18 protein-coding genes are annotated in these 25,798 nt (G+C 69.5%); 6 read left to right on the top strand and 12 right to left on the bottom strand.

Annotated features, from left to right (window positions below; translation table 11 throughout):
- Positions 1 to 69: 69 nt before the first annotated feature.
- From FBZ88_RS03650 to FBZ88_RS03640, 3 genes are all read right to left on the bottom strand, one after another.
- On the bottom strand, positions 70 to 1,575 hold the full coding sequence (locus FBZ88_RS03650) for a S10 family peptidase (RefSeq protein ID WP_145615479.1): 1,506 nt from the start codon (positions 1,573 to 1,575) through the stop codon (positions 70 to 72).
- Between the two features lie 241 nt (positions 1,576 to 1,816).
- Positions 1,817 to 2,224, bottom strand: a complete 408-nt coding sequence (locus FBZ88_RS03645; RefSeq protein ID WP_145615478.1) for a hypothetical protein — start codon at positions 2,222 to 2,224, stop codon at positions 1,817 to 1,819.
- Between the two features lie 80 nt (positions 2,225 to 2,304).
- Positions 2,305 to 4,938 carry a tyrosinase family protein gene (locus FBZ88_RS03640; protein ID WP_186464184.1) on the bottom strand — a complete coding sequence of 878 codons (2,634 nt, stop codon included), beginning with the start codon at positions 4,936 to 4,938 and terminating at the stop codon, positions 2,305 to 2,307.
- Between the two features lie 264 nt (positions 4,939 to 5,202).
- Here FBZ88_RS03640 and FBZ88_RS03635 point away from each other — a divergent pair, with 264 nt between their 5' ends.
- From FBZ88_RS03635 to FBZ88_RS03620, 4 genes are all read left to right on the top strand, one after another.
- Positions 5,203 to 6,309 carry a carbohydrate kinase gene (locus FBZ88_RS03635; protein ID WP_145615476.1) on the top strand — a complete coding sequence of 369 codons (1,107 nt, stop codon included), beginning with the start codon at positions 5,203 to 5,205 and terminating at the stop codon, positions 6,307 to 6,309.
- Positions 6,310 to 6,317: 8 nt separating this feature from the next.
- On the top strand, positions 6,318 to 7,232 hold the full coding sequence (locus tag FBZ88_RS03630; RefSeq protein ID WP_145615475.1) for a pseudouridine-5'-phosphate glycosidase: 915 nt from the start codon (positions 6,318 to 6,320) through the stop codon (positions 7,230 to 7,232).
- Between the two features lie 87 nt (positions 7,233 to 7,319).
- Positions 7,320 to 7,799, top strand: coding sequence for a helix-turn-helix transcriptional regulator (locus FBZ88_RS31235; protein ID WP_145615474.1), 480 nt, complete (start codon positions 7,320 to 7,322; stop codon positions 7,797 to 7,799).
- 105 nt (positions 7,800 to 7,904) lie between these two features.
- Positions 7,905 to 8,453, top strand: a complete 549-nt coding sequence (locus FBZ88_RS03620; RefSeq protein WP_145615473.1) for a DUF4199 domain-containing protein — start codon at positions 7,905 to 7,907, stop codon at positions 8,451 to 8,453.
- On the opposite strand, the gene FBZ88_RS03615 is transcribed toward FBZ88_RS03620, so the two are convergent.
- Positions 8,454 to 9,131 (bottom strand): cupin domain-containing protein, encoded by a 678-nt coding sequence (locus tag FBZ88_RS03615; protein WP_211102502.1) that lies wholly within the window; start codon positions 9,129 to 9,131, stop codon positions 8,454 to 8,456.
- 46 nt (positions 9,132 to 9,177) lie between these two features.
- On the bottom strand, positions 9,178 to 10,305 hold the full coding sequence (locus FBZ88_RS03610; protein ID WP_145615472.1) for an alpha/beta fold hydrolase: 1,128 nt from the start codon (positions 10,303 to 10,305) through the stop codon (positions 9,178 to 9,180).
- Positions 10,306 to 10,463: 158 nt separating this feature from the next.
- Here FBZ88_RS03610 and FBZ88_RS03605 point away from each other — a divergent pair, with 158 nt between their 5' ends.
- Positions 10,464 to 11,222: an SDR family oxidoreductase gene (locus FBZ88_RS03605; RefSeq protein ID WP_145615471.1), complete on the top strand. Its 759-nt coding sequence runs from the start codon at positions 10,464 to 10,466 to the stop codon at positions 11,220 to 11,222.
- A gap of 4 nt (positions 11,223 to 11,226) precedes the next feature.
- Here the strand turns inward: FBZ88_RS03605 and FBZ88_RS03600 are convergent, their stop codons facing one another.
- Positions 11,227 to 13,716, bottom strand: a complete 2,490-nt coding sequence (locus FBZ88_RS03600; protein WP_211102501.1) for a zinc-dependent metalloprotease — start codon at positions 13,714 to 13,716, stop codon at positions 11,227 to 11,229.
- Positions 13,717 to 13,998: 282 nt separating this feature from the next.
- Between FBZ88_RS03600 and FBZ88_RS03595 the strand changes: the two genes are divergently transcribed.
- Complete coding sequence (locus tag FBZ88_RS03595; protein WP_211102500.1) at positions 13,999 to 17,019, top strand: ligand-binding sensor domain-containing diguanylate cyclase; 3,021 nt, start codon at positions 13,999 to 14,001, stop codon at positions 17,017 to 17,019.
- Between the two features lie 9 nt (positions 17,020 to 17,028).
- Here the strand turns inward: FBZ88_RS03595 and FBZ88_RS03590 are convergent, their stop codons facing one another.
- The 6 genes from FBZ88_RS03590 to FBZ88_RS03565 all read right to left on the bottom strand — a co-directional run bounded on the left by FBZ88_RS03590 (position 17,029) and on the right by FBZ88_RS03565 (position 25,766).
- Positions 17,029 to 17,613: a hypothetical protein gene (locus tag FBZ88_RS03590; RefSeq protein ID WP_145615468.1), complete on the bottom strand. Its 585-nt coding sequence runs from the start codon at positions 17,611 to 17,613 to the stop codon at positions 17,029 to 17,031.
- Positions 17,614 to 17,712: 99 nt separating this feature from the next.
- On the bottom strand, positions 17,713 to 18,537 hold the full coding sequence (locus FBZ88_RS03585) for a biopolymer transporter Tol (RefSeq protein ID WP_246138477.1): 825 nt from the start codon (positions 18,535 to 18,537) through the stop codon (positions 17,713 to 17,715).
- Positions 18,538 to 18,566: 29 nt separating this feature from the next.
- Positions 18,567 to 19,508 (bottom strand): VOC family protein, encoded by a 942-nt coding sequence (locus tag FBZ88_RS03580; RefSeq protein WP_211102499.1) that lies wholly within the window; start codon positions 19,506 to 19,508, stop codon positions 18,567 to 18,569.
- 31 nt (positions 19,509 to 19,539) lie between these two features.
- Positions 19,540 to 21,771: an alpha-amylase family protein gene (locus FBZ88_RS03575; protein WP_145615467.1), complete on the bottom strand. Its 2,232-nt coding sequence runs from the start codon at positions 21,769 to 21,771 to the stop codon at positions 19,540 to 19,542.
- Between the two features lie 6 nt (positions 21,772 to 21,777).
- Complete coding sequence (locus FBZ88_RS03570) at positions 21,778 to 24,411, bottom strand: glycoside hydrolase family 3 C-terminal domain-containing protein (RefSeq protein ID WP_145615466.1); 2,634 nt, start codon at positions 24,409 to 24,411, stop codon at positions 21,778 to 21,780.
- A gap of 95 nt (positions 24,412 to 24,506) precedes the next feature.
- The gene (locus FBZ88_RS03565; protein WP_211102498.1) at positions 24,507 to 25,766 is read right to left on the bottom strand and encodes a Gfo/Idh/MocA family protein; all 1,260 of its coding nucleotides are present in this window, start codon (positions 25,764 to 25,766) and stop codon (positions 24,507 to 24,509) included.
- Between the last annotated feature and the right edge of the window lie 32 nt (positions 25,767 to 25,798).

The following is a 25,798-nucleotide window of genomic DNA, read 5'->3' as shown; positions in this document are numbered from 1 at the left end:
CATCCCCCCAAATGAAAAGCCGGCCGGGAGCGTGTCCCGGCCGGCGCTCATTTTACCTCAGGTTCAATCTCACTTCGCGTCGTACATCGCCATCACGTCCTTGCGGAAGGCGGCGCCGCTGTCGGGGCGGGCGTAGAACATGTGGCCGCCGGGGTACATGCGCAGCTTCACTCGCTCCGCGACGCCGTAGGTCGGCATCTGGTCAATCAGCATGCGCGAGCCGAAGTAGGGGCAGGACAGGTCGTTCCAGCCATGGACGATGGTCACCGCCATCTTGGGGTCGTTGGCGATGGCCTTGCGCAGGTCAGTGACGGGGTTGTCGGTGTCGTCCCGGTCCCACAGCTTGTTGACCTCATACGACAGGGCGTTGTAGCGCGCCTCCACCTTCCAGCCGACCTGGTTGGTGACGAAGTCCGCCATGGCCGAGGTGGTGGGGGCGATCAGGCCGTCCAGCAGCGGGTCGTTGTACCGGGCCTCGGCGCTGGAGGGGAACGGGTCGAAGGCGGTGACGTTGCTGTCGTAGACCGAGCCCACCTTGCCCTCGGCCCGGTGGATTTCACGCAGGTAGGTGCCGATGTCCACCCGGCCGTTCATGCGGCGCACCAGCTTGGGGTCCAGGCCGGTCAGCTCCGCCACCTTGGCGGACAGGCGGTCGGTGGCGGCCTTGTCACGCGGGCCGGCCATCAGATCCTGCATGAACTCGGTGCGGTCATACTTCTCGACCGGGCCCATGGTGGTCTCGTTCAGGGGCTTGCCCTGGCGCTCGAAATTGCCGGCGGCCATGGCCGTCAGGTTGATCATCCACGGCAGGGGCGACAGGGCGTCGGCCTCACCGATGGCCGGCGGGTCCAGGTAGGGCGACACCAGGGTCATGCCCGACACGCCCACGCCGATGCGGCTTTGCAGGTAATAGGCCAGGCGCGGCAGGCGGTAGCCGCCGTAGCTCTCGCCCACCAGGTACTTCTTGCTGGTCAGGCGGTTGTTGGTCAGCAGCCAGTCATAGATGATGCGGCTGAGGTAATGGATGTCGGAATCGGCGGTGTAGAAGGCCTTCTTGGTCTGTTCCTCATCCACCTTGGTGCGGGAGAAGCCGGTGCCGATGGGGTCGATGAAGACCAGGTCGGTGAAGTCCAGCCAGCTGTTGGCGTTGTCCTTCAGAATGGCCGGGTCGGACGGGCTGTCGCCGGCCTTGCCGAAGGCCACCTGCTTCGGGCCGATGGCCCCCAGGTTCAGATAGACAGAGGAGGCGCCGGGGCCGCCGTTGAAGGCGAAGGTCACCGGGCGCGCGGCTGCGCCGGAACCGGCGACGGTGTAGGCGGTGTACACCACCTCGCCGATGGTCTTGCCCTTCTCATCCTTCACCGGCAGGGAGCCGACGGTGGCCGTGTACTCGACGCGCTTGCCGGCGATGGTGGCCGTCTGCTTGACCGACTTCGGGGCCGGGAACGGCGCCAGCTCGCCGTCATCCTTCGGCGCCTCCTTGCCCGGCTTGTCGGCGGGCTTGTCAGCGGCATAGGTGGGCGCGCCCATGGCCATCAGCAGGGCGAAGCACGAGACGAACGTAGTGATGCGCATGAAGGATGGTCCCCCTGAACGGTCGGCATCTTTGTGCCTGATGGCGACTTTTAGACCATGGCCGCCACCGCCCCCGCAAGTCCATGGCATCCCCTGCGGCATCGGGGTGCCAATTGCGCCGGACCCTGGGTTGATGAATGGCCCCATGGCGGCCCCGAGCGCAACCAGCGGGACCCTCCGCCCGCCGGGAATTAGGATATGGTATCCATGGGGTGGCGGCGTGAGTCGCGGCCTTCGGCCCTCAGGCGCCGCGCGGATATGGCAGGGTGCGCAGCCAGTCGCGGATGGTCGCCAGCTCATCGGCGGTGGCATGGCGCCGGGCCGTGGCGGGGCTCAGCACCGGCATACGCGCGGGGCTGCCGTCCGCACCGGGCGACAACATGCGCACCAGCGCGCACTGCGCCGTGATCTGGGCGTCGCTCAGGGTGGCGTAGGGCAGGTCCGGAATGAGCTGGATATCGCTGCTCACCTGCCCGCCACCATAAGGGTTGGCGATGGAGGCCAGCAGTTCCGGCTCGGTCTCCCAGCTGTAGCGGCCCTGGGCGTCGTGGCGGCCGTAAATCTCATACCGCGCCTGAACGTCGTCCTGGGACGCAGTGATGGTGAAAAGGATGGTCTGCACGTCGGTGAAGGTCGGCGGGTTGGCCATGGGGATGTTCCTTCATGCGGGCCGGGCGGCGAGGTATGCGGGTCACGCGCCGCCCAAAGGTGGAGATGGAATGAACGAAGTCAGCCAGCGGCCAGCGCCAGCATCTGCCGCGCGGTCTTCAGCGCCGCCTGCTCCGCCGGTGACGTCGCCGACAGGATGTCCAGCAGGTGGGCCAGGCGAGCGCGCCGGTCTGCCGGCAGGTCGCGGCCGTGGTCCAGGACATAGGCGCCAACGGCGGCGATGGCCTGGGCCTTCAGCTCCGCCGGCGCCGTCCGGTCCCGGTCCAGGCTGCCCACTACAGTCTCGAAGGCCGCTTCGTTCAGGTGGCGCAGGCTGTTCACGGCCGCGGCGCGGGCGTCGACTGTGGCCTTGGCATCCGCCGCCAAGCCCTTCACCAGGCTGATGGTGGCCGCGTCGCCGCTGTGGGACAGCACGGTGGCGGCCAGCGCCTTGGTCTTCCACCAATCAATGCCCACGCTGGTGGGCGTCGTGGCACTCGCCTTCAGAAGTCCGCGCATGGTGTCCAAGGTCACGGCCTTGTCAAAGGGCGTGGCGCAGCTGGCGTTGGCCTTGCCATGGACATGGTGGCTGTTCGCGGCCGGTACCGCCTCGAAGAGGTTGGTGGAGGCGACGAAGGCTGTCGCGTCCTGCGGGAAGATGCGCACGGCGTCGGTGGGCTTGGCCAGGAAGTGCTGCAACTCCACCGTCAGGCCGCCCACGACGCACGGGTTGTTGTCGGGCACGCCGTTGCGGGCGGTGGCGTACAGGCCCTTGTCCAGCACCGACACCGTCTTGGGCGCGGGCGGCGGCGCCGTTTCCGCCGGCATGTCCACCGGGCGGTTGGCAAACATCTCCATGGCGCGCACCCGTTCCACCGCATGGGCCAGCGTGGGGTGCTTGGCGTCGCCCTCGACCTTGTAGGCCGTCTCCACCGCATAGGCTGTATCGACGCGGGCCAGAATGTCCAGGGCGGCCGCGCGCACCTCCGGATCCTCGGCGGTCGCCAGGGCCACGCCCTGGAGGGCGCTCTTGGCACCGGTGTCGGACGCCGCCGCCAGATCCACCTGCGCCGCCTGCTCCACCCGTTCCGCCACCGGGCGGTCCTTGGCCAGGAAGGTGGTCAAGGCCGTGGCGGTGGGCGCCACGTCGCCCTGGAAGGGCAGGCTCTGCTGTTTGGGCGACCAGGGGAGGTTGTCATAGCCCACGCCGGCGTCGGTATCGGGCGTGACGTAGCCGGCATAGTCGATCAGCTCACCCGGCGTGGGCCTGGCCGGCGCCTGCGGCCACAGGCCCGGCACGCCGGAGGGCGCGAAGGGTCCGCCCACGGTCTGCGGCGGCCGGCGGGCGCTGAAGGTCGCCACCGGCTTGGGCTGGATCTCCTCATTCCACGGCCACATGGTGTCGCGCAAGTGGTGGCCCAGCGGGTTGGTCTTGCTGCTGGGGTTGCCATCGGCATAGGCGTCGTTGGGCCAGTACTGCGCCGGGTCGGCGCCGTCGGAGCGGAAGCGGTCGTAATGCTGCTGCCAGGCCGCCCACAGCCAGTCGAAATAGGTGTGGAAGGGCCAGAACATGGGATCGCTGGGTGAGATCATGCAGTTGGACATCCACACGCCGGACCAGCCGTGCCCGATGTTGTGGGGGTTGGCCTCGACCGAACCGGCCATGAAGGAATAGTTGGACTTCAGCCCCGCCTTGGATTTGTCCAGCAGCATGCCCGGCGTGTTGAACAGCTTGACGTTGTTGCGATCCTGCCGCCAGCGCATCAGCGGCCCGCGGCCCGGCATGTTCCAGCCGTACAGCGGGTTGCCGGCGTCGAAGCGGATCAGGTCCGTGGCCATGAAGTCCGGATCGCCGGCCACCGTGTTGGCGCCGGTGAAGTCGGCATGGAACACGGTCGCCCCATCCTTGCCCGGCGAGTAGTACATGGGCCAGTAGGGCAACGTGACCGAAGGGTCCACCTTCTGCAGCGCCCGCTCCAGCTCCAGCAGGAAGGCGCGGTGCCAGGCGACGAAGGCCGCGGCCTTGTGTTCCTGGTCCGGATAGCCGATGTCCGCCGGCTCCGCGAAGCCACGGGCGCCGATGTCATGCATGTCGACCAGGAAGGTGTAGGTGTCGCGCCAGCGCGGGTCGGGCGATTTCTGGAAGCGCAGGGCCGCCAGGGCCCACAGGAAGCGGCTGCGCTCCTCGGCGCTCAGCGTCTCTTCATTGCGGCGCACGCGCACCATGACCTGGGCGCCGCCCACCACCGGCCCGGTGGCGCTGCCCTGGTGGGCGACGATGGCCGTGTCCTTGTCGTCGCGGCTGAAGTGCGGGAAGTCGCCGGCCACCACGATGGGCTGGGGTGTGCCGTCGCCCTTCAGCGTCAGGGTGATCTGGTCCTTGGCGCCGCCGCCCTCCACCGCCTTTTTGTACTCGTCCGCCGTCAAGGCGAAATTGACATGCCCCTTGCCCTCGGCCGGGGCGGCGCCATTGGTCAGCACCACGGTGACGGTCGCCCCCGGCGGCAGGGTGCCGGGGCGGACGCGCACCAAAGTCGGGCTGGGTGCCCAGGTGACATAGTCGAAGTGCGTGCCCGTCCGGGCATCGCCATGGACCAGGATTTCCACCTGCGCGCTCGCGCCATCGGCCACGGTCTGCGCGCCGGCCGCCGCCGACAGCCCCACCCCCAGCGCCACGGCCGCGCACATGCTAGCCCGCCGGGCTATCGCCTTCATCGATCGCCGCATCCCGTCCCCCTCCAGAGCGTTCGGCAATTTACCCGCCATGAACGCATTAATAATTAAATTAACAACCTGGAGTATGGATGCCGCCGCGCGTTCGGCCAAGAGGGTATTGTGTCACGAGTTCTTACAAGACGGTTACTCAACCTGTGGGAACTGGCACGACGGTCCTGGGAATGATCGAGGTCGCCATAAAACATATGTTTTCTTGAGAACATATGTTTATAACCCCTTGTGATCTCCCGCGCCGGACACTCCATGACCGACCTCAGCGACCAGGAACGCGCGGTATTGGCCGCCATCGAGGCCAACCCCTTCGTCAGCCAGCAGGACATGGCCGACGCCCTGGGGCTGGCCCGCTCCACCGTCGCCGCCCACGTGGTCAGTCTGACGCAGAAGGGCCGGCTGCTGGGCCGGGGCTATATCCTGCCGGCAGGGCGCCGCGTGGTCTGCCTGGGCGGGGCGGTGCTGGACCGCAAGTACCAGGCGCTGGCCCCCCTGGTGCCGGCCACCTCCAACCCCGTGACCGGCGTGCGCAGCCCCGGCGGTGTCGCCCGCAACGTGGCGGAGAACCTGGCCCGCCTGGCGGTGCCCACCGCCCTGGTCTCCCTGGTGGGGGAGGATGAGGCGGGGCGCGAAATCCTGAACCACCTGCGCACCATCGGCGTGGACGTCAGCCAGGCGGCAACCACGGCGGAGGCCCCCACCGCCGAATACGCCGCCATCCTGGGCCCGGACGGCGACCTGGCCGTGGCCGCCGCCGACATGCGCATCTTCGATCTGTTCACCCCCGCCTTGCTGGATCGCGCCTGGCCACACCTGGCGGCGGCCAGCTGGGTCTTCGCCGACTGCAACCTGCCGGCGGAGACAGTGGCGACCCTGGTCACGCGGCGGCGGGGCGCCGGCTTTCACCTGGCCATCGACGCCGTCTCCATCCCCAAGCTGGCGCGCCTGCCGCGAGACCTGACCGGCATCGACCTGCTGTTCATGAATCTGGATGAGGCCAACGCCCTGCTAGGCAGCCACCATGCCGGGCTGGATGGCGCGTGGGCGGCGGCCCAGGACCTGCGCGCCCACGGGGCGGCCGGCGCCGTCGTCACCCTGGGCGCCCAGGGCACGGCCATCGCCGACGGCGACACAACCGCCACCTTCGCGGCCGTACCCGCCCAGCCCGTCGACACCACCGGCGCCGGCGACGCCATGATCGCCGGCACCCTGCACCGCCTGGTGGCCGGCGATGGCCTGCTGGCCGCCGCCAGGACGGGCGCCCTGGTGGGGGCCCTGACCACCGAAAGCAAAGCCAGCGTCCATCCCGGCCTTTCGCCGCAATTGCTGGCCGCCAACCTGCACCGCCTGACGATTTGAGGTCCCCGATGCCCCTCCTGAAGCCCGTCCTCAGCCCCGAGGTCGCCGACGCGCTGGCCGCCGGCCGCCCGGTGGTGGCGCTGGAATCCACCATCATCACCCACGGCATGCCCTACCCCGCCAACCTTGAAACGGCGCTGGCGGTGGAGGATGTGGTGCGGGCCAACGGCGCCGTGCCCGCCACCATCGCCGTGGTGCGGGGCGTGGCCCGCGCCGGCCTGACAGCGGCGGAGCTTGAGGATTTGGCCCAGGCCAAGGGTGTCGTGAAGGCGTCCAGCCGGGATCTCGCCGCGGTCATGGTGCGCCGGGGCAGCGCCGGCACCACCGTGTCCGCCACCATGCGCCTCGCCGACCTGGCCGGCATCCCCCTGTTCGCCACCGGCGGCGTGGGCGGCGTGCACCGGGGGGCGGAGGCCACCTTCGACATCTCCGCCGACCTGACGGAGCTGGGCCGCACGCCCACCACCGTGGTCTGCGCCGGCGTGAAGTCCATTCTGGACATCCCCAAGACGCTGGAGTTCCTGGAAACCCAGCGCGTGCCCGTCATCGCCTATGGCAGCGACGACTTCCCCGCTTTCTTCACCCGCAGCAGCGGCCACAGGGCCGACCATCGCCTGGACAGCGCGGAGGAGATCGCCGCCACCATGCGCCTGCATCGGGATTTGGGCTGCGGCACCGGCATCCTGATCGCCAACCCCATCCCCGAGGCCGACGCCCTAGACCCGGCCTTCATCGACGGCACCATCACGGACGCGGTGGCGGAGGCCGACTCCCGGGGCATCAGCCGCAAGGACCTGACGCCCTTCCTGCTGGCCCGCATCAACGAGTTGTCGGGCGGCCGCAGCCTGACGGCCAACATCGCCCTGGTGAAGAACAACGCCGCCCTGGCCGCCCGCATCGCCGTGGCCTACGCTGCAGGCTGAGGCCATCTTGACAGGGGCCACCTTGACAGCGGGGCGGCCCCCGGCGGACCTTCATGGCGACTAGTCCGATCAGCCTGAAGGAAAGCCATGCGCCGTCGCCTGTTGCCGCAGCGAGTGCGGGCGGCGCTCCAGCGCCGGGCGGACTGGCTGCCGGCCGCGCGGCGCGTGGCGCTCTATGGCCTGGCGCTGGCCGTTGGCACGGCGGTCCTGCAGTGGCTGGATTACCAGCGCCTGGCCCGCGCCCATTCCGACGACATCTATATCCTCCTGATCGCGGCGGCCTTCCTGGCCCTGGGCGTGATGGTGGGGATGCGGCTCATGCGCCCCGCCCCGCCGCTGCCAGCCGAGGGCAACGTCCAGGCCCAGACCGGGCTGGGCATCAGCGCGCGCGAGATGGCCGTATTGCGTGAGCTGGCGGCCGGGCGCTCCAACAAGGAGATCGCGCTGGTGCTGGACATCTCACCCAACACGGTGAAGACGCACCTGGCCCGCCTGTTCGAGAAGCTGGGCGCCCAACGCCGCACCGACGCCGTCAACCGCGCCCGCGAGTTGGGTCTAGTGCCCTGAATGAAGGGGTGATTCCGGCCAAATCACCCGTTCGGGCGATTGCCCGCAGCCGGGTTTGCGGGCCAGTGAGGGGCACGGATCACACGGAGCCAAAGGGGCGTTCGCATGCTGCGCAAAATCCTCACCTACGGCCTGGCCGCCGGCCTCATCTCCGGCCTGGCCATGGGGGTCCTGACCACTGTCCCACACGGGCACCTGCCCATGGCCGTGGAGATGGCCCTGGGCTACGCCACCATGCTGGTGGCGCTCAGCACCATCTTCCTGGCGGTGAAGCGACACCGCGACACCGCCCTGGGCGGCGTCATCCGTTTCTGGCCCGCCCTGTTCCTGGGCCTGGGCATCAGTGTCGTCGGCGGGGTGATCTATGCCCTGGCGTGGGAGGTGACACAGGCCGTGAACCACATGGACTATGTCAACGACTACGCCCAGGCCATGATCAGCCAGGAGAAGGCCAAGGGCGCCTCGGACGAGGCTCTGGCCGCCCTGACGGCGGAGATGGACAAGATGAGGGCGAAGTACGCCAACCCCTTCTATCGCCTCTCCTTGACCTTCAATGAGATCTTCCCCGTCGGCGTGCTAGTGTCGCTGGTCTCCGCCGGCCTGCTGCGCAACAGCCGCTTCTGGCCCGCCCGGCGCGCGCCGGTCCTGGCCTGATCAGAAGGCGCAGACATCGGGGTGCAGCAGCGGCCCGGCCTTCAGCCAGACACGGGCGCCCTGCCCGCCGGTACGGACGACCAGGTCTTGGCCGGCGGGCAGGCGCAGCCAGGACTGGGAGTGGAACGCCTCGCCCTTTTCGATAAAGCCGCCGGCCACGATCAGCAGTTCCAGGCCCTGCGGATTGGTCACACGCACCTCGGAGTCCGGCCGCCAGTCCTCCAGCCGGACCTCCTCATGCCCATCGGCGAACAGGCTCAGGGCGCGCTCGACGCCGGGGCGGACGGGCAGCGCCTCGCCCTCGCCGGGCTGGAGGACAACGCGGGTCTGGTCATCGGCGCGGAACTGCCACAGCTTCACGAAGATGACACAGCCGGGGACAGAACCGGGGGCATGGGCCGTGCCGGGCGGATTGCGGACATAGGTGCCGGCGGGGAAATCGCCCGTTTCATCCTGGAACACGCCGTCCAGCACCAGGAACTCCTCCCCGCCCGGGTGGCCGTGGGTGGGGAAGCGGCTGCCGGCGGCATAGCGGACGATGGAGGTGGCGCGCGCCTTCTCATCCCCGATGCGCGACAGCATGCGGCGCTCCACGCCCGGCGACGGGCTGGGCACCCAATCCATGCCACCGGCATGCACCGCCGTACGCACGGTCAGATCGTCGTTCAGCCGCATCATCGCCCCTCCTCCTTCAGCTCAGGGGCGCCTCAACCCACGGGCCCAATCACGGGCCGTCCACCTCCGGCGCCACGTCGCCCACGGCCGCCGCCAGCGGCCGGGCGTCCTGCACCAGATGGACTAGCACCCGGCCCGGTTCCTCGCCATACATCATATGGGCGGAGTTCTCGAACCAGACGAAGCGCTTGGACGGGGCCGACAGCTTGCGGAACCAGGCCTGCACCGGTTCCGACGGCGTGGTGTAGTCATGCCGGCCAGCGAAGATGATGACGGGGCAGTCCAGCTTCGTCAGTCCGGTGAAGTTGGCCCCAGCCAGGTCGGGCAGCAGCTTGGGCAGGGAAAAGCCGCTGCCCTGGTCGATGGCCTTGAAGTCGGCATCGGAATAGTCCGGTGAAATCCTTTCGGCGTTTTCCCAATAGTCGTAATTGTCGCGGCCATAGGTCAGGCCACCGAACCTCACGGACCACTTGCGCTCCGTCCCCAGCTTGTCGATGGGCAGGCTGCCGTCCTTTTCCGGGTAGGGGGCGATGCCTTCCAGCTCCTTCAGCGCCTGGACCTCGCCCCGCCGCCGCGCCTCATCCAGCACCCAGGCGTAGTTGACCTTCTCCGCCGCCACCGTGTCGATGATCTGGCCGGCGCCGATATAGGCGTACAGCCAGTCGGGCCGCCGGGCGGCCAGGTTCAGGCCGATGATGGTGCCCCAGGAGTGGCCGATGGCGAAGACCTTCTGCTTGCCATAGGTGGCGCGCAGATAGCCCACCAGCTCCTCCGCGTCGCGCACGATGCGGTCGGCGCTCAAGGTGGGCGCGATCTTGGCCGGGTCGTTCAGCAGATAGGTCTTGCCCGACCCGCGCTGGTCCCACTCCACCACGGTGAAATAGTCGGTCCACGGCGCCTCGAACAAATAGCGGGTGGGCAGCTCGGGCGCCGCCGGGCCACCGTGGATCACCAGCAGGATGGGGTTGCGCCTGTCTTTGCCGCGCACGGTGATCCATTGCTGGATACCGCCGATCTCCACCGCCTTGGCCTCGTCGATGCCGTTGGCGGACACCACCTTGCCCACCGTGCCCAGGATGGCGCGGGTGTCGGGCGGCGGGGCCGCCAGGGCCGGCGCAACGGCCAGGATGGTGGCGAGGGCCGGGACAATGCCCAGGGTGATGGCAACCTTCAACATGCGTTTCCCCGTTCAAACAATTTTGCGACGACCCTAGCGACCCGGCGCCGCGACGGCACAAACTTTTTTTGGCCCCATGTCACACTGGCCCCATCCCCCCTCGTCATAGGGTCGACGCGGCCGCGATGGCGGCGCATTCGACAGCGAGGGGTAGCATCATGAAGATCGTGGTTATCGGCGGGACCGGCCTGATCGGCGGCAAGACCGTCAAAATCCTGCGCGACGCCGGCCATGAAGCCGTGGCCGCCGCACCCAGCACCGGTGTCGATACCTTGACCGGCGCCGGCCTAGCGCAGGTGCTGGTGGGCGCCGACGTGGTGCTGGATCTCGCCAACTCCCCCTCCTTCGAGGACGCGGCGGTGCTGGCGTTCTTCCAGACCTCCGGCCGCAACCTGCTGGCGGCGGAGGCGGCGGCCGGTGTGCGCCACCATGTGGCGCTGTCGGTGGTGGGCACGGAAGGCCTGCAGGAAAGCGGCTATTTCCGGGGCAAACTGGCGCAGGAACGCCTGATCAAGGCCGCCGGCATCCCCTACACCATCGTGCAGTCCACCCAGTTCTTCGAGTTCCTGCCCAGCATCGCCAACGCCGGTACCATCGACGGCGCCATCCACCTGCCGCCGGCCTACCTGCAGCCCATCGCCTCCGATGACGTGGCCGCCCTGATGGCGGAGACCGCCCTGGCCCCGCCCGCCAACGGCACGGTGGAGATCGCCGGGCCGGAACGCCTGCGCCTGAACGAACTGGTGGCCCGCTACCTGGACGCCACGCATGACCCGCGCCGCGTGGTCAGCGATGCCGAGGCCCGCTATTTCGGCACCCGGCTGGAGGAACGCTCCCTGGTTCCGGTTGGCCCCGCGCCCCGGCTGGGCACCATTGGCTTCGACGCCTGGTTCCACGCCCAGCCGGGCCGCGCCTGACGGGTCAGGGCAGGTCCATCCAGTCGCTTTCCCCGCCGATGGGGTCGCCCGGCGGCACCTCCACCGACCGGGGGTGGTCGGCCAGCAGCTTGTCCGCCTGCTGCGGGTCCAGCAGCTGGCGCGACAGGCTGAGGGCCCAGGCGCGTTCGTCGGCATCGCCCCGGCCTTTCGCCAGGGTCTCCGCCACCTCATGCACCCGCTGGTCCAGCAGGGCCGCCACCTCCGGCGTGGTGCCGGGACGGCGGGCCACCTGGGCCATGGTGACGATGGCGCGATAGGCGACGCGGCGGCTGACGGCATCGCTCCTGTCCGGCAGCACAGCGGCCGTCAGCCGCTCCAGCACCTCAGCCACCCCCAGGGCCTGGGGGTCGGCGGCGTGCTGTGCCGCCAGCCGGGCGAGACGCGTGGGCGCCAGCAGGGTGTTGAGCGTGATGGAGGCCGCGACGTCCGCCGCCACCAGCGGGTCGAACACCGGCCCGCCGGCCGTGGCGAACAGCTCGATATCGAACTGGCGGTTGTCGCTGCCGTTGCGGGCGGCGGACAGCAGGGGCAACAGGCCGGCCGGCACGCGCAGCTGGTCGGCCGAGAGGGTGGAGAGCAGGGACGACAGGGCGGCGCGCTGGGTTTCCGCCGGCACGGGCGCAGACACCTCCCGCCCGTCGCCCTTCACCGAATAGGCGAAGGTGACGCCGCCCACCGACTTGGCGGCGGCGTTGACCTGATAGCGGTGCAGCAGCCATATGGGCACGAAGCGCCGGCGCAGTTCGGCCACCGCCTCCCCCGGCGCCAGCGCTTTCAGGCCGAACTGGTCGATGGCGGCGCGGCGCACGCCCATCAGGCGGGTCAGCTCCGCCACCGGATCGGCGCCGTCGTCCCACAGGCCGCCCCAGGGCTGGGCCGTGTCCGGGCGGCGGGCATTGTCGTCCTGGACATAGCGCAGGCCGGCGGCCACCGCCGCCGCGGCCTTGGCGTCGGCCGCCGCCTGGTCGTCCTGGCCGGCGGGCGCAGTCCCGTACAGCCAGTCCACCGTCGCCCTATCCCAGGCGCCCACGCCGGTACCGTAGGCGTCCGACAGATCGGGATGACCATCGACCAGGCCGATGCGCGGGGCGGGATAGTCCATGACCGAGGCGCGGCCCTGCGTGCTGGCGGCGAAATTGTGGGCGAAGCCCAGGGCATGGCCCACTTCATGCGCGCCCAGCTGGCGCAGGCGGGCCAGCGCCACCTGGACGGGGTCGTTGGGCCCGCCGGCCCCCACCTTGTCCGCCCCCACCAGGCCTTCGAAGATCAGGATATCCTGCCGCACCCGTTCGGAGCCCAGGACCACCATGCCCTTCACGATCTCACCCGTGCGCGGGTCCACGATCTCCTGCCCGTAGGACCAGCCGCGGGTGGCGCGGTCCACCCAGTTGACGATGTTATAGCGCACGTCCATGGGGTCCACGCCGTCGGGCAGCGGCTCCGCCCGGAAGGCGTCGAGGTAGCCGGCGGCCTCGAAGGCCTGGGCCCACCAGTTGATGCCCTCCAGCAGGGCGGTGCGCATCGGCTCCGGCACCGTGCGGTCCAGGTAGAAGACGATGGGTTTCTTGACGCGGGAGCGGGCGGCGGACGGGTCCACCTTTTCCAGGCGGAAGCGGTTGGCCACATCGTGCACCACGTCCTGGCCCAGGGGCCGGCCATAATCCACCGCCTGGGTGGAGAAGCCGCCCATGCGCGGATCGAAGGCGCGCGGGGTGAAGCCGGGGGCCGGCAGCCGCACGAAACTGTGATGGACGGTGAAGCTGACCTGGCGGGCGTCCGGGGCGATGTTCTCCACCTCCGCCCCCGGATGGTCGGAGGTGTAGGTCTGGATGGCATCGACCTCCAGGTTGTCGGGGAACAGCTTGAGCGAGGTGGGGTCGGCGGCGCTGAGGCCCCCGTCCAGCCTGAAGCCCTTGCCCGCCCCCTGCGGCGCGCCGCCGGTGCCGATGGCGTCGCCCTCCTGCCCCAGCGACTTGGCGATGCCCAGCATGTCGGCGGTCAGGAACTTGGCGATGTCCACCGCCACCCGCCCGTCGGGCAAGGGCACGGCGTCCCCCATCCACACGATGGAGGTGGCGAAGTCGGCGCTGGGACCGGATGCCGTGGGGTTGCGGAAACGCGGGTTTTCGAACTGGACGGCGACTTTGGCGCCCAGCAGGCGGAAGGCCAGCACCTGCGTCTGCCCGATGCGCCCCCGGTCCAGGAAGGTGGGGGCGGACCCCAGGCCGGTGCGCAGGGCGAGCGTGTAGAGGTATCGTGCCATCACGCCATCGGCGGCAGGCGCCGGCAGGGTCAGAAAGATCTTGCCGGCGGCCTTGTCGACCCGCACCGGCATCAGGCCGTCCTGCGCCGGCAGATCCCGCAGAGGCTCAACTTTCCCGGATGGCGCCTCGGCGGGTGCCGCCGCCAAGGCGACGGATGCTGTGGAAAAGACCAACGCGGCGGCCCACACGGCCAGCGATGACGTGCGCAACGGATGTCCCCCATGGTCCCCTGTTAGGACGCACGATGTGCCGAAATGCGGCCACCACACAAGGGTTGGCTGAATTAGTCCCTTGAAAAACCTTTCCGTATCCGACGGATATCCATTATCCCTGACCAGAAGATAGCGTGTTGGTAGCGACGCGCCGGTGCTAAGACACGTCATACCTGTTATGGTTCCAATGTCGAACGGGCGATGGGCGGCAGCATCTTGAGCGTGAAGCGGGTAAGTGGGTTGGTCCTTGGTAGATTGCGGCTGTGCCGTATCATCTTCTTGCTTGGACTCGTCGCCTTGCCGTCGCTGGCCCATGCGGCGCCGGCGGATCGCTGGTCCGGCCTGGCCGAAACGGTGTTTCAGAATTATGGCCGTGACCAGGGCCTGCCCCATCCCGTGCCCACCGCCCTGGCGCAGGACCGTGACGGCTTCATCTGGGTGGGAACCCAGGGCGGCCTCGCCCGCTGGGACGGCTACCGCTTCAAAAGCTACACCGCGAGCCAGGACGTGCCGGGCAGCCTGCCCAGCGACTTCATCAAAAGCCTGTTCATCGACCCCAAGGGACGGTTGTGGGTGGGTGCCAACAGCCTGTCGTTGTACGACGCGGCCGGCGACCGGTTCGAGACCATCCCCCTGGGCGCCATCAAGGGGCGGCCGGACATCGGAGCCATCACCGACGACGGTGCAGGCGGATTGTGGGTCGGCACCGACGACGGGCTGCGCCACCTGGACGTCGATAGCCGCACGGTGACCGTGCTGCGCGCCGGGACGCCGGAGGCGGGCGGCCTGCCCGCCGGCCGGGTGCAGGCGGTGCTGCGCGACGGCGCCGGCGGCCTGTGGGTGGGCACGGCGCAGGGCCTGGCCTACCGCAAGCCCGGCGGCGACGGCTTCACGGCCGTGGCGCTGGGCGAGACGCCGCAAACGAACGTCTCGGTCCTGTTCCAGGACGGCGAGGGCCGCATCTGGGTCGGCACCATCCGGTACGGCCTATACGCCATAGACCGGCCAGGTGCCGCCCCCCGGGCGGTCAACCCCGCCGCCACCGACCTGACGGGCTGGATTTCCGCCATCTGCGCCTCGGGCCCGCATGAAATCTGGGTGGGCCTGCGCAACCGCAGCATCATCGCCATCGACACCCGGTCCGGCGCCATGCGCCCCATACGCCACGACCGCGCCCAGCCCAACAGCCTGGCCCATGACGACATCTGGGCCCTGCTGCGCGACAGCGCCGGCTCGATCTGGGTGGGTGGCACCGGCGGCCTCAGCTATCACCCCCACGACGCCGGCCTGGTCGCCACCGTCTTCGGCGGCAGCCGGCGGGAAGGCTTGAGCGCCAGTGACGTGTTCGCCCTGCTGTCGGCGCAGGATGGCCGGGCCTGGCTGGGCTACTTCGACGGCGGCATCGATGTCGTCGATCCGGTGGGGGGCCGGGTGGCGGCCCTGCGCCCCGATCCCAACCGGCCGGAAGACGCCCTACCGCCCGACATCGTCTTCTCCCTGGCGCAGGATGAGGCCGGTCGCGTCTATATCGCCACGCGGCGGGGCTTGTACCGCGCCGACCCCGCGGCCAGTGCCGTTCGTCGCGTCACCCTGCCCGGCGGCCGCGACCCGGCAGCCGCCACCATGTCGCTCATCGTCCGCGACGGCATGCTGTGGGTGGGCGGGGAGGAGGACGGGCTGCGCGGCTACACGCTGGATGGTCCCGGCGGCACGCCCGGCCGCCTGGTGTTCGGCGCCACGGCCGCCGACCAGGCCCAACTGTCCGACCGCACCATCCGCGCCCTGCTGGCCGGTGCCGGGCGGGACCTGTGGGTCGGCACGCGCAACGGCCTGAACCACATCGACATCGCCACCAGCACCGTGGAACGCATCCCGCCTGCCCCCGGCGACCCCCAGGGCCTGCCGGACCCCTATGTCAGCAGCCTGTTGGTGGACCGCCAGGGCCGCCTCTGGGTCGGCACCTTCGGCGGCGGCCTGGCGCTGATGACCGGCCGGGACGCCAATGGCAGGCCGCGCTTCCGCCACTTCGGCCTGGCCCAGGGCATGCCCCACGCCAATGTCTGCAGCCTGGCGATGGACGGCGACGGCGTCATCTGGGCCGGCACCGACGACGGGCTGGCCCGCATCGACCCCGGGACGCTGGAGGTGCGCGCGGTGCGCCGCGCCGACGGTTCCGCCCTGGTCGACTATTTCGTGGGCGCCAGCGCCGCCACCCCAGCGGGGGAGGCGCTGTTCGGATCCAAGGGCGGCATGACCGTGGTGCGCCCGGGCACCCTGCCCGCCTGGCGCTTTCCCGCCCCGGTGGTCATCACCGACCTGCGGGTGGGCGGCCACCCCATGCCCGTGGCCAGGGTGGGCGCGACCGGTCCCCTGGTGCTGACGCCCGAGACCAACAGCCTGGCGGTGGAATTCGCCGCCCTGGACTACACCGCCCCCGCCCGCAACCGCTACGCCTATCGGCTGGAAGGGTATGACGCCGATTGGATCGAGGCGGACGTGAACCGCCGCCTGGCCGTCTACACCAACCTGCCGCCGGGCGACTACACCCTGCGCCTGCGGGGCAGCAACCGCGACGGCGTGTGGACGGAGCGGGACCTGACCCTGCCCCTGCGCGTGATGCCGGCCTGGTATCAGCGCCTGTGGCTGCGTCTGCTGGCGGTGGCGCTGGCGGTGGTGGCGGTGGCGCTGGTGGTGCGCTGGCGCACCAGCTATCTGCGCCGGCGGCAGGCGGAATTGGAAAACCAGATCGCCGACCGCACCGCGGACCTGCGCGCCGCCAACGACCGCCTGACCCACCTGGCCACCACCGACCCGTTGACGGGCTGCGCCAACCGCCGCCATTTCATGGAGCGGGCGCGCGACATGATCGCGCTGGCCAGCCGCCATGGCACGCCCCTGACACTGGCCATCCTGGACCTCGACGAGTTCAAGCGCGTGAACGACACCCACGGCCATCCCGGCGGCGACGCCGTGCTGGCCCTCACGGGACGCGTCATCGCCAGCCATGTGCGCTCCACCGACCTGGTGGGCCGCATTGGTGGGGAGGAGTTCGCGCTGCTGATGCCCCACACCGCCGCCCATGGCGCCCGCCTGCTGGCCGAGCGCCTGCGCCAGGCCATCAGCGACGAGTGCGTGGCGATCGACGGCGGCGCAACGATCCGCGTCACCGCCAGCCTGGGCCTGGCCGAACTGCGCGACGGCGAGGATCTGGACGCCCTCTACGTCCGCGCCGACGCTGCCCTCTACGTCGCCAAGCAATCCGGCCGCAACCGGGTGGAGATGACACGCTCGGCGCAGTGAGAGCCGAGCTCAGCCCAGGGCGATGGCCGAACCGGTGAAGGGCAGGACCACGTCATAGCCGGGCGGCGGCGGGGTGACCGGCGTGGCGGCGGCGGTGCCGAACTGGGTGATGCCCTGGCCAATGTGATGCGCCAGGTCATGGCGGTCCCCGGCGAAGTCGAACGGGACGCTGGCCACCAGGCGCGCGGAAAACACGTTGGTGGCGAACACCGGCGCCGGCGTGGCGCCGACGGCGACCGCCACGGTGGTGCCAACCGCCAGGCTGGCGCGGCGAAACGTGGCGATACGCTCGCCCTCCATGAAAGAGGCCGGCTTGTCGAAGGTGGCCACCGGGCGGCGCTGCAGGTACAGCGAGAATTCGCCCACCGGATCCAGCCCCAGCGTCAGCGCGCCATTGTCGACCTGCGCCGCCTTGAACGGCCGGGCAGCGAAGGTGAAATGCGCCGTCTTCTCCGACGGCGTGCCGTCGAACAGCGGCACCCCGTCGAACGGAAGGTGCAGGAAATAGCCATAGTCGGCCAGTTCCCCGTCCGTGGTGCCGTAGAAGCGGCCGGTGGCGTACCAGGCAAGCTCGGCGGGAAGCAGGGCGGTCATGGGCGGTCCTTGCAGGATGGTCGATCTGGCTCCAGCCTGGCACAGGCCACGCCGGCCCGGAATCTCCCTTGACGAGATAATCCGGGCCAGCATGCCCGCCTAACGTACCTTCCCGCTCGCATTCTCCAGCATCACCCGGGACAGCACCGCTGTGTCCGTTGTGGTCGGCAGGTGGGAGACGAAGCCGATGCCGGCGTAGAAGGGCTCGGTTAGTTTCAGGGAAATGGGGGCGCCGTAGGGGTGCATGGGCTCCCCCTGCTCGCTGACCCACAGGGTGAAGGCGTCGCCCTTCTTCTCCATGCCGATGCGCTGGGGATGCAGGGTGACCAGGCCGGCGACGGCCTCCCCCTTCAGGGCGCCGCGGCTGCCGACCTTGTATTCCATGTCGACCATGTCCGCCCCCTTGGCCGGGCGCCAGGCAATGTGGAACATGCCGGTGCCATGCAGGCCCACCACCATCTCCGGCGCGTCGTCGTCCAGGCTCTGGCGGATGACCAGCAGGGCCTTGCGGTCGCCGTAGCCCACCGGGTTGGGGAAGGCGACGTCGGCGGCCAGCGACACGTCGCCGGACATCTTCTTCCACAGGAAACGGAACTCATCCCGGCCGTACCACATGTTGTAGCCGGCCGAAGTGATGGTGTAGCGGCCGTCCTGGACCGTTCCCTGCCCCGGCACCAGGGCGCCGCCCACGTCCGCCTGACCGTCGAACAGGCCGATGGGCGTGTCCTCCACCCGCGATGGGCGGTGGAAGCCCGCCGGCGGGGCCACTTGGCGGTGGCCGGGATAGTCGGGATAGGCCCAGTCCGGCGCCGTGGGCGTGCCGGGCGCGCTGTTGGCGGGCGAAGTGCCGGGCACCTCTTGCGCCCAGGCCGGCGTGGTGGCCAGAGCCATCAGAACGGCCAGCGCGGTCATGCGATGCTTCATCTCGTTCTTTCCAATCTTGAGGACGCCGCTCACTTCTCCGGATCCGGCGCGCCGAACGGGGTGCAGCACGGCGTGCCGATGGCGTGCAGTTCCATCAGTTCCGCCCGGGTGCCGTCGGGGTCGATCAGGTTCATCTGCCACTTCGCGTCGCGCCCGATCTTGGGCAGATTGTCCTGGCCCTTCAGCCGGTCGCCGTTCCACAGCAGGGTGTAGGCGGCCTCTGCGTTGGGAATGGCCAGGGCGAAATGGTTGAAGACGCCCAAGGTGGCCTGCGACAGGTCCGGCGGGATGCCCTTCGTGTCCGGCGTGCCCACCACCATGTATTCGATCCAGTCGCGGCCATCGGGCAGCTGCAGGGAAATCCAGGTGGGCTTGTCATCCTCCATCCCGCCGGCCCAATAGGGATGCAGCCCCAGGATCTGCTGGTAGAAGCCGTCTTCCAGCGCCCGGTTATGGACGATGAAGCCGAAATGCATCATGTGGCTGGACAGCGCGTTGACCGGGATGCTGGGCGGCGTGGCCGGCGCCTGCACGAACTGCATCACCGTGCCCTCGGGATCGGTCACGTCGAACCAGCGGCTGCCGTCCGACCCCTGCTGCACCTTGCCCGGCACCGCGATCTTCTTGGCGATCAGATAGTCGCGCATGGCGGCGACGTCGGGGGTGTTGAAGGCGCCGTGGGCCAGGCGGTTGATGCCCGTGTACCCCACCGGCAGGGGCAGCACCTCCACGAATTGCGTGGGGCTGAAGTAATAGCGCGCGCCGGCGGGGTTCTCCGGATCCGGCAGCTTGGTGGCGCCCAGGTCGTGGACGTAGAACGCCTCCGACTTCGCCATGTCCGCCGCGTAGATCGCCAGATGCGAGACGGCGACGATGGGCGGCCGCGCCCCTCCTGCACCCCCAGGGCTGGCCGCCTGCGCCATGCCGCACAAACCCGCAAGCACCAGCGCGCCGATGATCGGTCCTTTCATGGTTCCTCCCTGTTTTGTTTTACGTTGAAGATCAGGTTTCCAGCGCCACCACCTCGTATTCGTCCAGGCTGGGCACGGTGAATTCCACCACCGCCCCCTCCTGCCGTAGGGGCAGCGGCTGGCCGGCGCGCAGCAGGCTCGCCTGCCGGATGGGCTTTGGTGACGGCAGGGTCATGCGCACCAATTGCGGCCCCAGCGGGTTCAACCCACGGGCGGCGGTGGCGCGGAAACCGGGGCTGGTGTGGTTGACCAGGTGCAGGGCGTAGCCCGGCTCCGTCTCCCACCCGAACACCTCCACCAAGCCCGGGCCCTGCACGGTGACGGGCGGGGCCGGCGCCAGCCAGCGCAGGGCGTTGGTGACAAGATCGCCCAGGTCGGCGGCGCCGGAGCGCCAGTAGCCGGCCTCCACATCCGCCGCCAGGTACACCAGACGCGCCCCACCCGCCTCGCGCACCGCGATGGTGGGCTGGTCGGTGTGCGGCTGGCGGCTGTAGACGCCCTCCGTCGGGTACCAAGGGTACTGCGCCACATGGGTCAGCAGGGGCGGGCCGTCGATGGTGATGGGCACGCGGCAGCTGGAGCCCTGGATCCAGTCCGTCTCCTCGAACCCCGCCAGGATGGGATGGCGCCGCTCGATGCGCTGGATGGCGCTGGACCCGGGGAAGCGCGGCTGATTGGGCGTGGCCGCCTGGCCGAAGCTCTCGCGCTTGCCGGCACGCCGCATGCCAAACAGGGCGCCCAGGGCGAAGTCGTCACGGGGGCGGCCGGCCTCGTCGTACAGCCCCGTCTCGAAGGTCGCCAGCACGCTGCCGCCGGCCTTGGCGAAGGCCGTCACCGCCGCCGCCTGGGCGTCGCCCATCAGCGCGATGTTGGGCAGCACCAGGGTCTGATAGCGGCTGAGCGCGGCCGCGTTCAGGTCACGGTCCAGCACCACGTCGAAGGGGATGCGCGCCTCGGTCAGCAGTTGGTACATGCCCTGCACGGCATCCAGCGTTTCCGTGCCCGCCGGCGGGTCGTATAGGCGGTTGCCCCGCTGGGACACCACCAGGGCCACGCCGGCGATCGAGCGGCGGTTGTGGAAATGACGGTCGTTGGCGGCCTGCCAGGCCAGCACCTCCCGCCCCACCTTCTGCCAGCGCCGGTCCTCGACGAAGCCCTGCTGATAGCCCAGCCAGTGGTAGTGGACCACCCCGCCCGCCGCCAGCGTCTGGTGGATGCGCGAGCGCACCTCCACCGCGTTGCCGGTGACGTTGCGCCAGCGGATGTCGCCGGCGATCTCATACCCCGCCGTGATGTTGGTGACCGGGCGGTCACCCCCTTTTCCACCAGGGGAGTTGCCAACGATCGCCTTGCCGATGCGGGTCTGCTGGCTGGCGTCCCAGGCGGGGGCGCCGATGCCGCCCCGACCCTGGTTGTCGGCCATGAACCAGGGCGCGGTGGCGGCCAGGGCCGACAGGTCCAGGGTGCCGCCCCGGAAGCCGCCGCCCAGGTTGCCGGTGAAGATCAGCCGCGCGTCATGCTTCTTCACCAGGGCATCGTAGCGACCCCACAGCTCCACCGCCCGTTTGAGGAAAGCATCCTCATACGCCCGGCTGTGCGGATCGCCGATGGTGCGGCAGATGGGGCAATAGCAGACAACGGCGTCCGGGCTGGGCCAGCCGTTGCTGTAGATGCCGTCGATGGAGTAGCGGCTCAGCACCTCATTGAACAGGGCCGGCACGAACTGGGTGTAATAGTCGCTGAACTGGCAGGTGGGCGCGAACTCCGACGACGCCGACGGGTCGTCCGGCGCCCCCACCAGGGAGCGGCGGACCAAGGCGCCATCCTGGGTGCGGCAAAACCAGTCGGGATGCTTGTCCGCCAGCTGGCTCTTGGCGATATCGATGCTGAAGCGGCCCATGACGCGGATGCCCCGCGCCTTGGCCGCCGCCACACATTCCCCGAACACATCCCGGCCCTTCAGCCAGGCGCTGACCGGCAGGTCCGGCAGGCCCGTGGGATAGAAGGCCACCACGTTGGTGCCGCTGAGGTAGGTCATCTGCGCTTGGCATGACGCCAGGTAGTCGGCCCACTTCTCGACGTCGAAGGTCTCGGGATCACGCTCGTTGAAATTGACGTGGACGATGCGCTTCATGCGCTGGTGCCAGGCGTCGGGCGGGTAGGCACCCGCCCCCGGCCCAGGCGCCGCCAGGGCGGTGCCCGCATTCAAGGCGGCCAGCGCCGCCCCGGCCATCAGGGCGAACTCTCGGCGGTTGGTCTCCATCCTCCCTCACTCCGCCAGCGGGGCCGTACCGACCACGGTGAAGCCCGCCGTGGCGCCGGGGACGCCGGTGCCGGGCTGGCCGCCGCCCACGGTCAGGGTGTAGGCGCCGCCGGCCACCACGCGGTCGCCCGCCTCCGTCACGCTGGACAGGTCGCGGGGATCGAGGTCGAAATGGACCTTCTTGCTTTCACCCGGCGCCAGGTGGACGCGGGAGAAGGCGCGTAGGGCCCGGATGGGCGCGCCCGGAACCTGGGGGAAGCCCAGGTACAGCTGCACCACCTCATCCCCCGCCACCGCGCCGGCGTTGCGCACCTGGGCATCCACGCCCAGCGTCTCGCCCGCCTTCAGCGTGGCGGCGGACAGGGCCGGAGGGGTGTAGGCGAAGGTGGTGTAGCTTAGGCCGTGGCCGAAGGCGTATAGCGGCTTGCCGGTGAAGTAGCGGTAGGTCCGCCCCTTCATGCTGTAATCCTCAAAGGGCGGCAGGCCGTCCACGCCCGTGTAGAAGGTCACCGGCAGGCGGCCGGAGGGGTTGTTGACGCCCGACAGCGTCTGACCGATGGCCATGCCGCCCTGTTCGCCCGGGTACCAGGCGTCGATGATGGCGTCGACATGGGTGGCGGCCCAGTTCACCGACAGGGCGGAGCCGTTCATCAGCACCAGGGCCATGGGCTTGCCCGTGGCCTTCACCGCCTTCAGCAGGCTCTCCTCCTCCGCCGGCATGTCCAGGCTGGTGCGGTCGCCGCCCTTGAAGCCGGGAACGGTCACCGTCATCTCCTCCCCCTCCAGGGCGGAGCTGATGCCGGCCACGGCCACCACCAGGTCGGCCGACTTGGCCGCCGCCACGGCGCGGTTCAGCGGGTCGGTCACCACCGGGTTCCACACCAGGCGGATGACGGGGCCCTTGGCCGGCGTCTGGTCGATGCGGATGGCGTAGCGGCGCCCGGCCTCGAAATGCAGAGCCTTCATCCGCGGCGTGCGCTGGCGGTCGCCGTTCTTCACCGCCTCGGCCCCCTCCACCCACAGGGTGGCGTTGGCGCCGCTGAGGCCGATGTTGTACTCGCCCGTCGCCGGCACGGTGACGAAGCCGGTCCAGCGGGCGGAGATGGCGGGGCCCTCCACCACCGGGGTCATGTCTCGGTCCAGGTTCAGGGTGCCGTCGGTACGGGTCACGGCCGGAGCACCGCTGAAGTCGGGATTGCTCCAATACTCCCCCTTCAGGCCTGGCTTGCCATCCGGCCCGCTGAGCGCGCTGGCCGGGATGGTGGAGGCCGAGCGCAGGAAGTTGCTGCCCGGCTCATAGACGATCTGAGCGTTGGGGAAGGCGGCGCGGATGCCGTCCAGCGCCGTCACCGGGTGGATGGGCTGGCCGTTGTAGTTGCCCAGCAGCACGTCCACCTGGTCGGCCAGCGGGCCCACCACGGCGATCCTCTTCACCGTGGGCTTCACCGGCAGCACGCCGTTGTTCTTCAGCAGCACCATGGATTCGTTGGCCAGGCGCAGGGCCAGTGCCACATGCGCCGGCGAGTTCAGCTCCGTGTCGGCGACCTGGGCATAGGGCACGCTGGCCGGCGGGTCGAACAGGCCCAGGCGCATGCGGGCGGTGAACAGACGGCGCAGGCTGGCGTCCACCACGTCCTGCGACACCAGCCCCTGGGTGATGGCGTCGCGGTAGAGGTCGAAATCGTCCGGCTCGTCCGGGGGGCGGTTGTACTCGGTGCAATCATTGTCCACGCCCAGCTTCAGCGACACGGCCGCTGCCTCCGCCAGGGTCTTGGTATAATGGTGGCCGCGCTGGATGTCGGCGATGGCATCGCAGTCGGACACGACATACCCCTTGAAGCCCCAGCGCTGGCGCAACTGGTCGTTCAGCAGGAAGTCGCTGGCGCAGGCCGGCTGGCCGTTGACGCGGTTGTAGGCGCACATGACCGAGGCCACCTTGCCCGCCGTCACCAGCTCGCGGAAGGCCGGCAGGTAGGTATCCTCCATGTCATGCCGGCTGGCGGCCACGTCCACCTCATGGCGCGTCGGCTCCGGCCCGCTGTGCACGGCGTAGTGCTTGGCGGTGGCAATCACCCGGTAATATTTGGGATCGTCGCCCTGCATGCCTTGGACGAAGGCGGTCCCCAGCTTGCCGGTCAGGTACGGGTCTTCGCCATAGGTCTCCTGCCCCCGGCCCCAGCGCGGGTCGCGGAAGATGTTGATGTTGGGCGACCAGAAATCCAGGCCCTGGTAGATGCGGTGCTCCGCCCCCGCCTTTTCCACGCGGTTGAACTTCACCCTCGCCTCGGTGCCGATGGCGATGCCCATCTGGCGGATGGCGGCGGGGTCGAAGGTGGCGGCCAGACCGATGGGCTCGGGGAACACCGTGGCCTCGCCGTTGCGGGCGACGCCATGCAGCGCCTCGCTCCACCAATTGTAGGCGGGGATGTTCAGGCGCGGGATGGCCCGGGCCTGGTTGGTCAGCTGCGCCGCCTTTTCCTCCGGCGTCAGGCGGCCGACCAGGTCATCCACCCGGCGCTCCACCGGCAGGCTGGGGTCAAGGTAGGGCGGCTTGGCCGCCTCCTGCGCATGAGCGCTCCCCGCGCCCGCCACCACAAGCTGGGCCACCAACACGGCGGCCCCGAACATAGAACGACCCATCCGCCCCTCCCATTGTTAGCGTTATCATTTTAAGTCCGGAACGGTCCTGGGAATGTGACCGCCCCATCAAGACAGCTGTGCTTTACAATCGCCGGTCAGGCCGGCACGTCGACGACCTTGGCCGGGTCGATCGCGCGGGTGTAGCCGAAGGCGGTGGATACGGTGGCGCCCCCCTGGGCGACCGAGTCCAGGATAGCCTTCATCAGCCGCATGTCCTGCAGTCCTTCCTCGCCGGTGGAGACCAGCGGCGCCTTGCCCCGCACCACATCGGCCATCCAGTCCATCTCGCGCGCGAACTGGTCGATCTCGTGGATCGCCTGCACCTGCGACTGGTACCCGGTCTGCACCGTCAGGCGGTTGCCGTTGTAAAAGGCGCCGGGGTCCGCCACCAGCCGCCCCTGCGCGCATTCCACCTGGTAGGACATGGTGGGGGCGTAGTCGAAACTGGTGGACCCGTTGGCGATGGCGCCGCTGGGGAAGCGGAACTGCCAGGCGATCAGGTCCTCCACCTCGCGGAAACGCGGGTCCTTGCGGTCGGTCTGCGCCCAGGCGCGCACCTCCACCGGTTCCTCGTTCAGCAGGTAGCGTGCGCCGTTGATGCCGTAGATGCCCATGTCGGCCAGGGCGCCGCCGCCGGACATCTTCATGTCCAGCCGCCACACGTCCGCCGGATCGCTGAGCGAGGCCTGGCGCCCCATCTGGGTGACCACCATGCGGGGCTTGCCCAGCTTGCCCGAGCGGATCAGGCGCATGGCCGCCAAGTTCAGCGGCTCGTAATGGCAGCGGTAGGCGATCATCAGCTTTCGGTCGGCGGCCTTGGCGGCGGCGATCATCGCCTCCGCGTCCGCCACGCTGGTCGCCATGGGCTTCTCGCACAGCACATGCTTGCCAGCCTTCAGCGCGCGGATGGTGAACTCCGCATGCATGGCATTGGGCAGGACGATGTAGACGACCTGGATGCGCGGGTCGTCCACGATGCGATCGTAATTCTCGTAGGTGTAGATCGCGTCCCTGGCCACGCCGTATTTGGCGGCGAGTCGCGTGGCCTTGTCAGGATGGCCGCTGACCAGGGCGGTCAGTTTCGCCCGCTTGGCGCTGTGGAAACCGGGCAGGATCTGCCCCTGCGACAAGAGGCCCAGGCCGACGACGGCGAAGCCCACCCCCTCCCCTTCCGCCGGACCGGCGGCGGGTGACGCGAAGGCCGGGCGCATCAGCAGCGTGCCGGCACCGGCAGCCCCCAAGCCCATGAGAAGACGGCGGGAAATACCATTTTCGCCACTACCCGAACTGCCATCGGTCGGGGCGCTGTCGAGGGAAATGGGATCGGTCCCGGCCACCGGAATGCGCGCAGGCATCCCCGGCCCTGTCCTCCGGACGCTCATTGTTC

Origin of the sequence: Nitrospirillum bahiense, assembly GCF_007828025.1 — a bacterium.
Lineage (GTDB): Bacteria > Pseudomonadota > Alphaproteobacteria > Azospirillales > Azospirillaceae > Nitrospirillum > Nitrospirillum amazonense.
The sequence above is the reverse complement of the archived record's forward strand: the minus strand, read 5'-3'. Positions and strand labels throughout refer to the sequence as shown.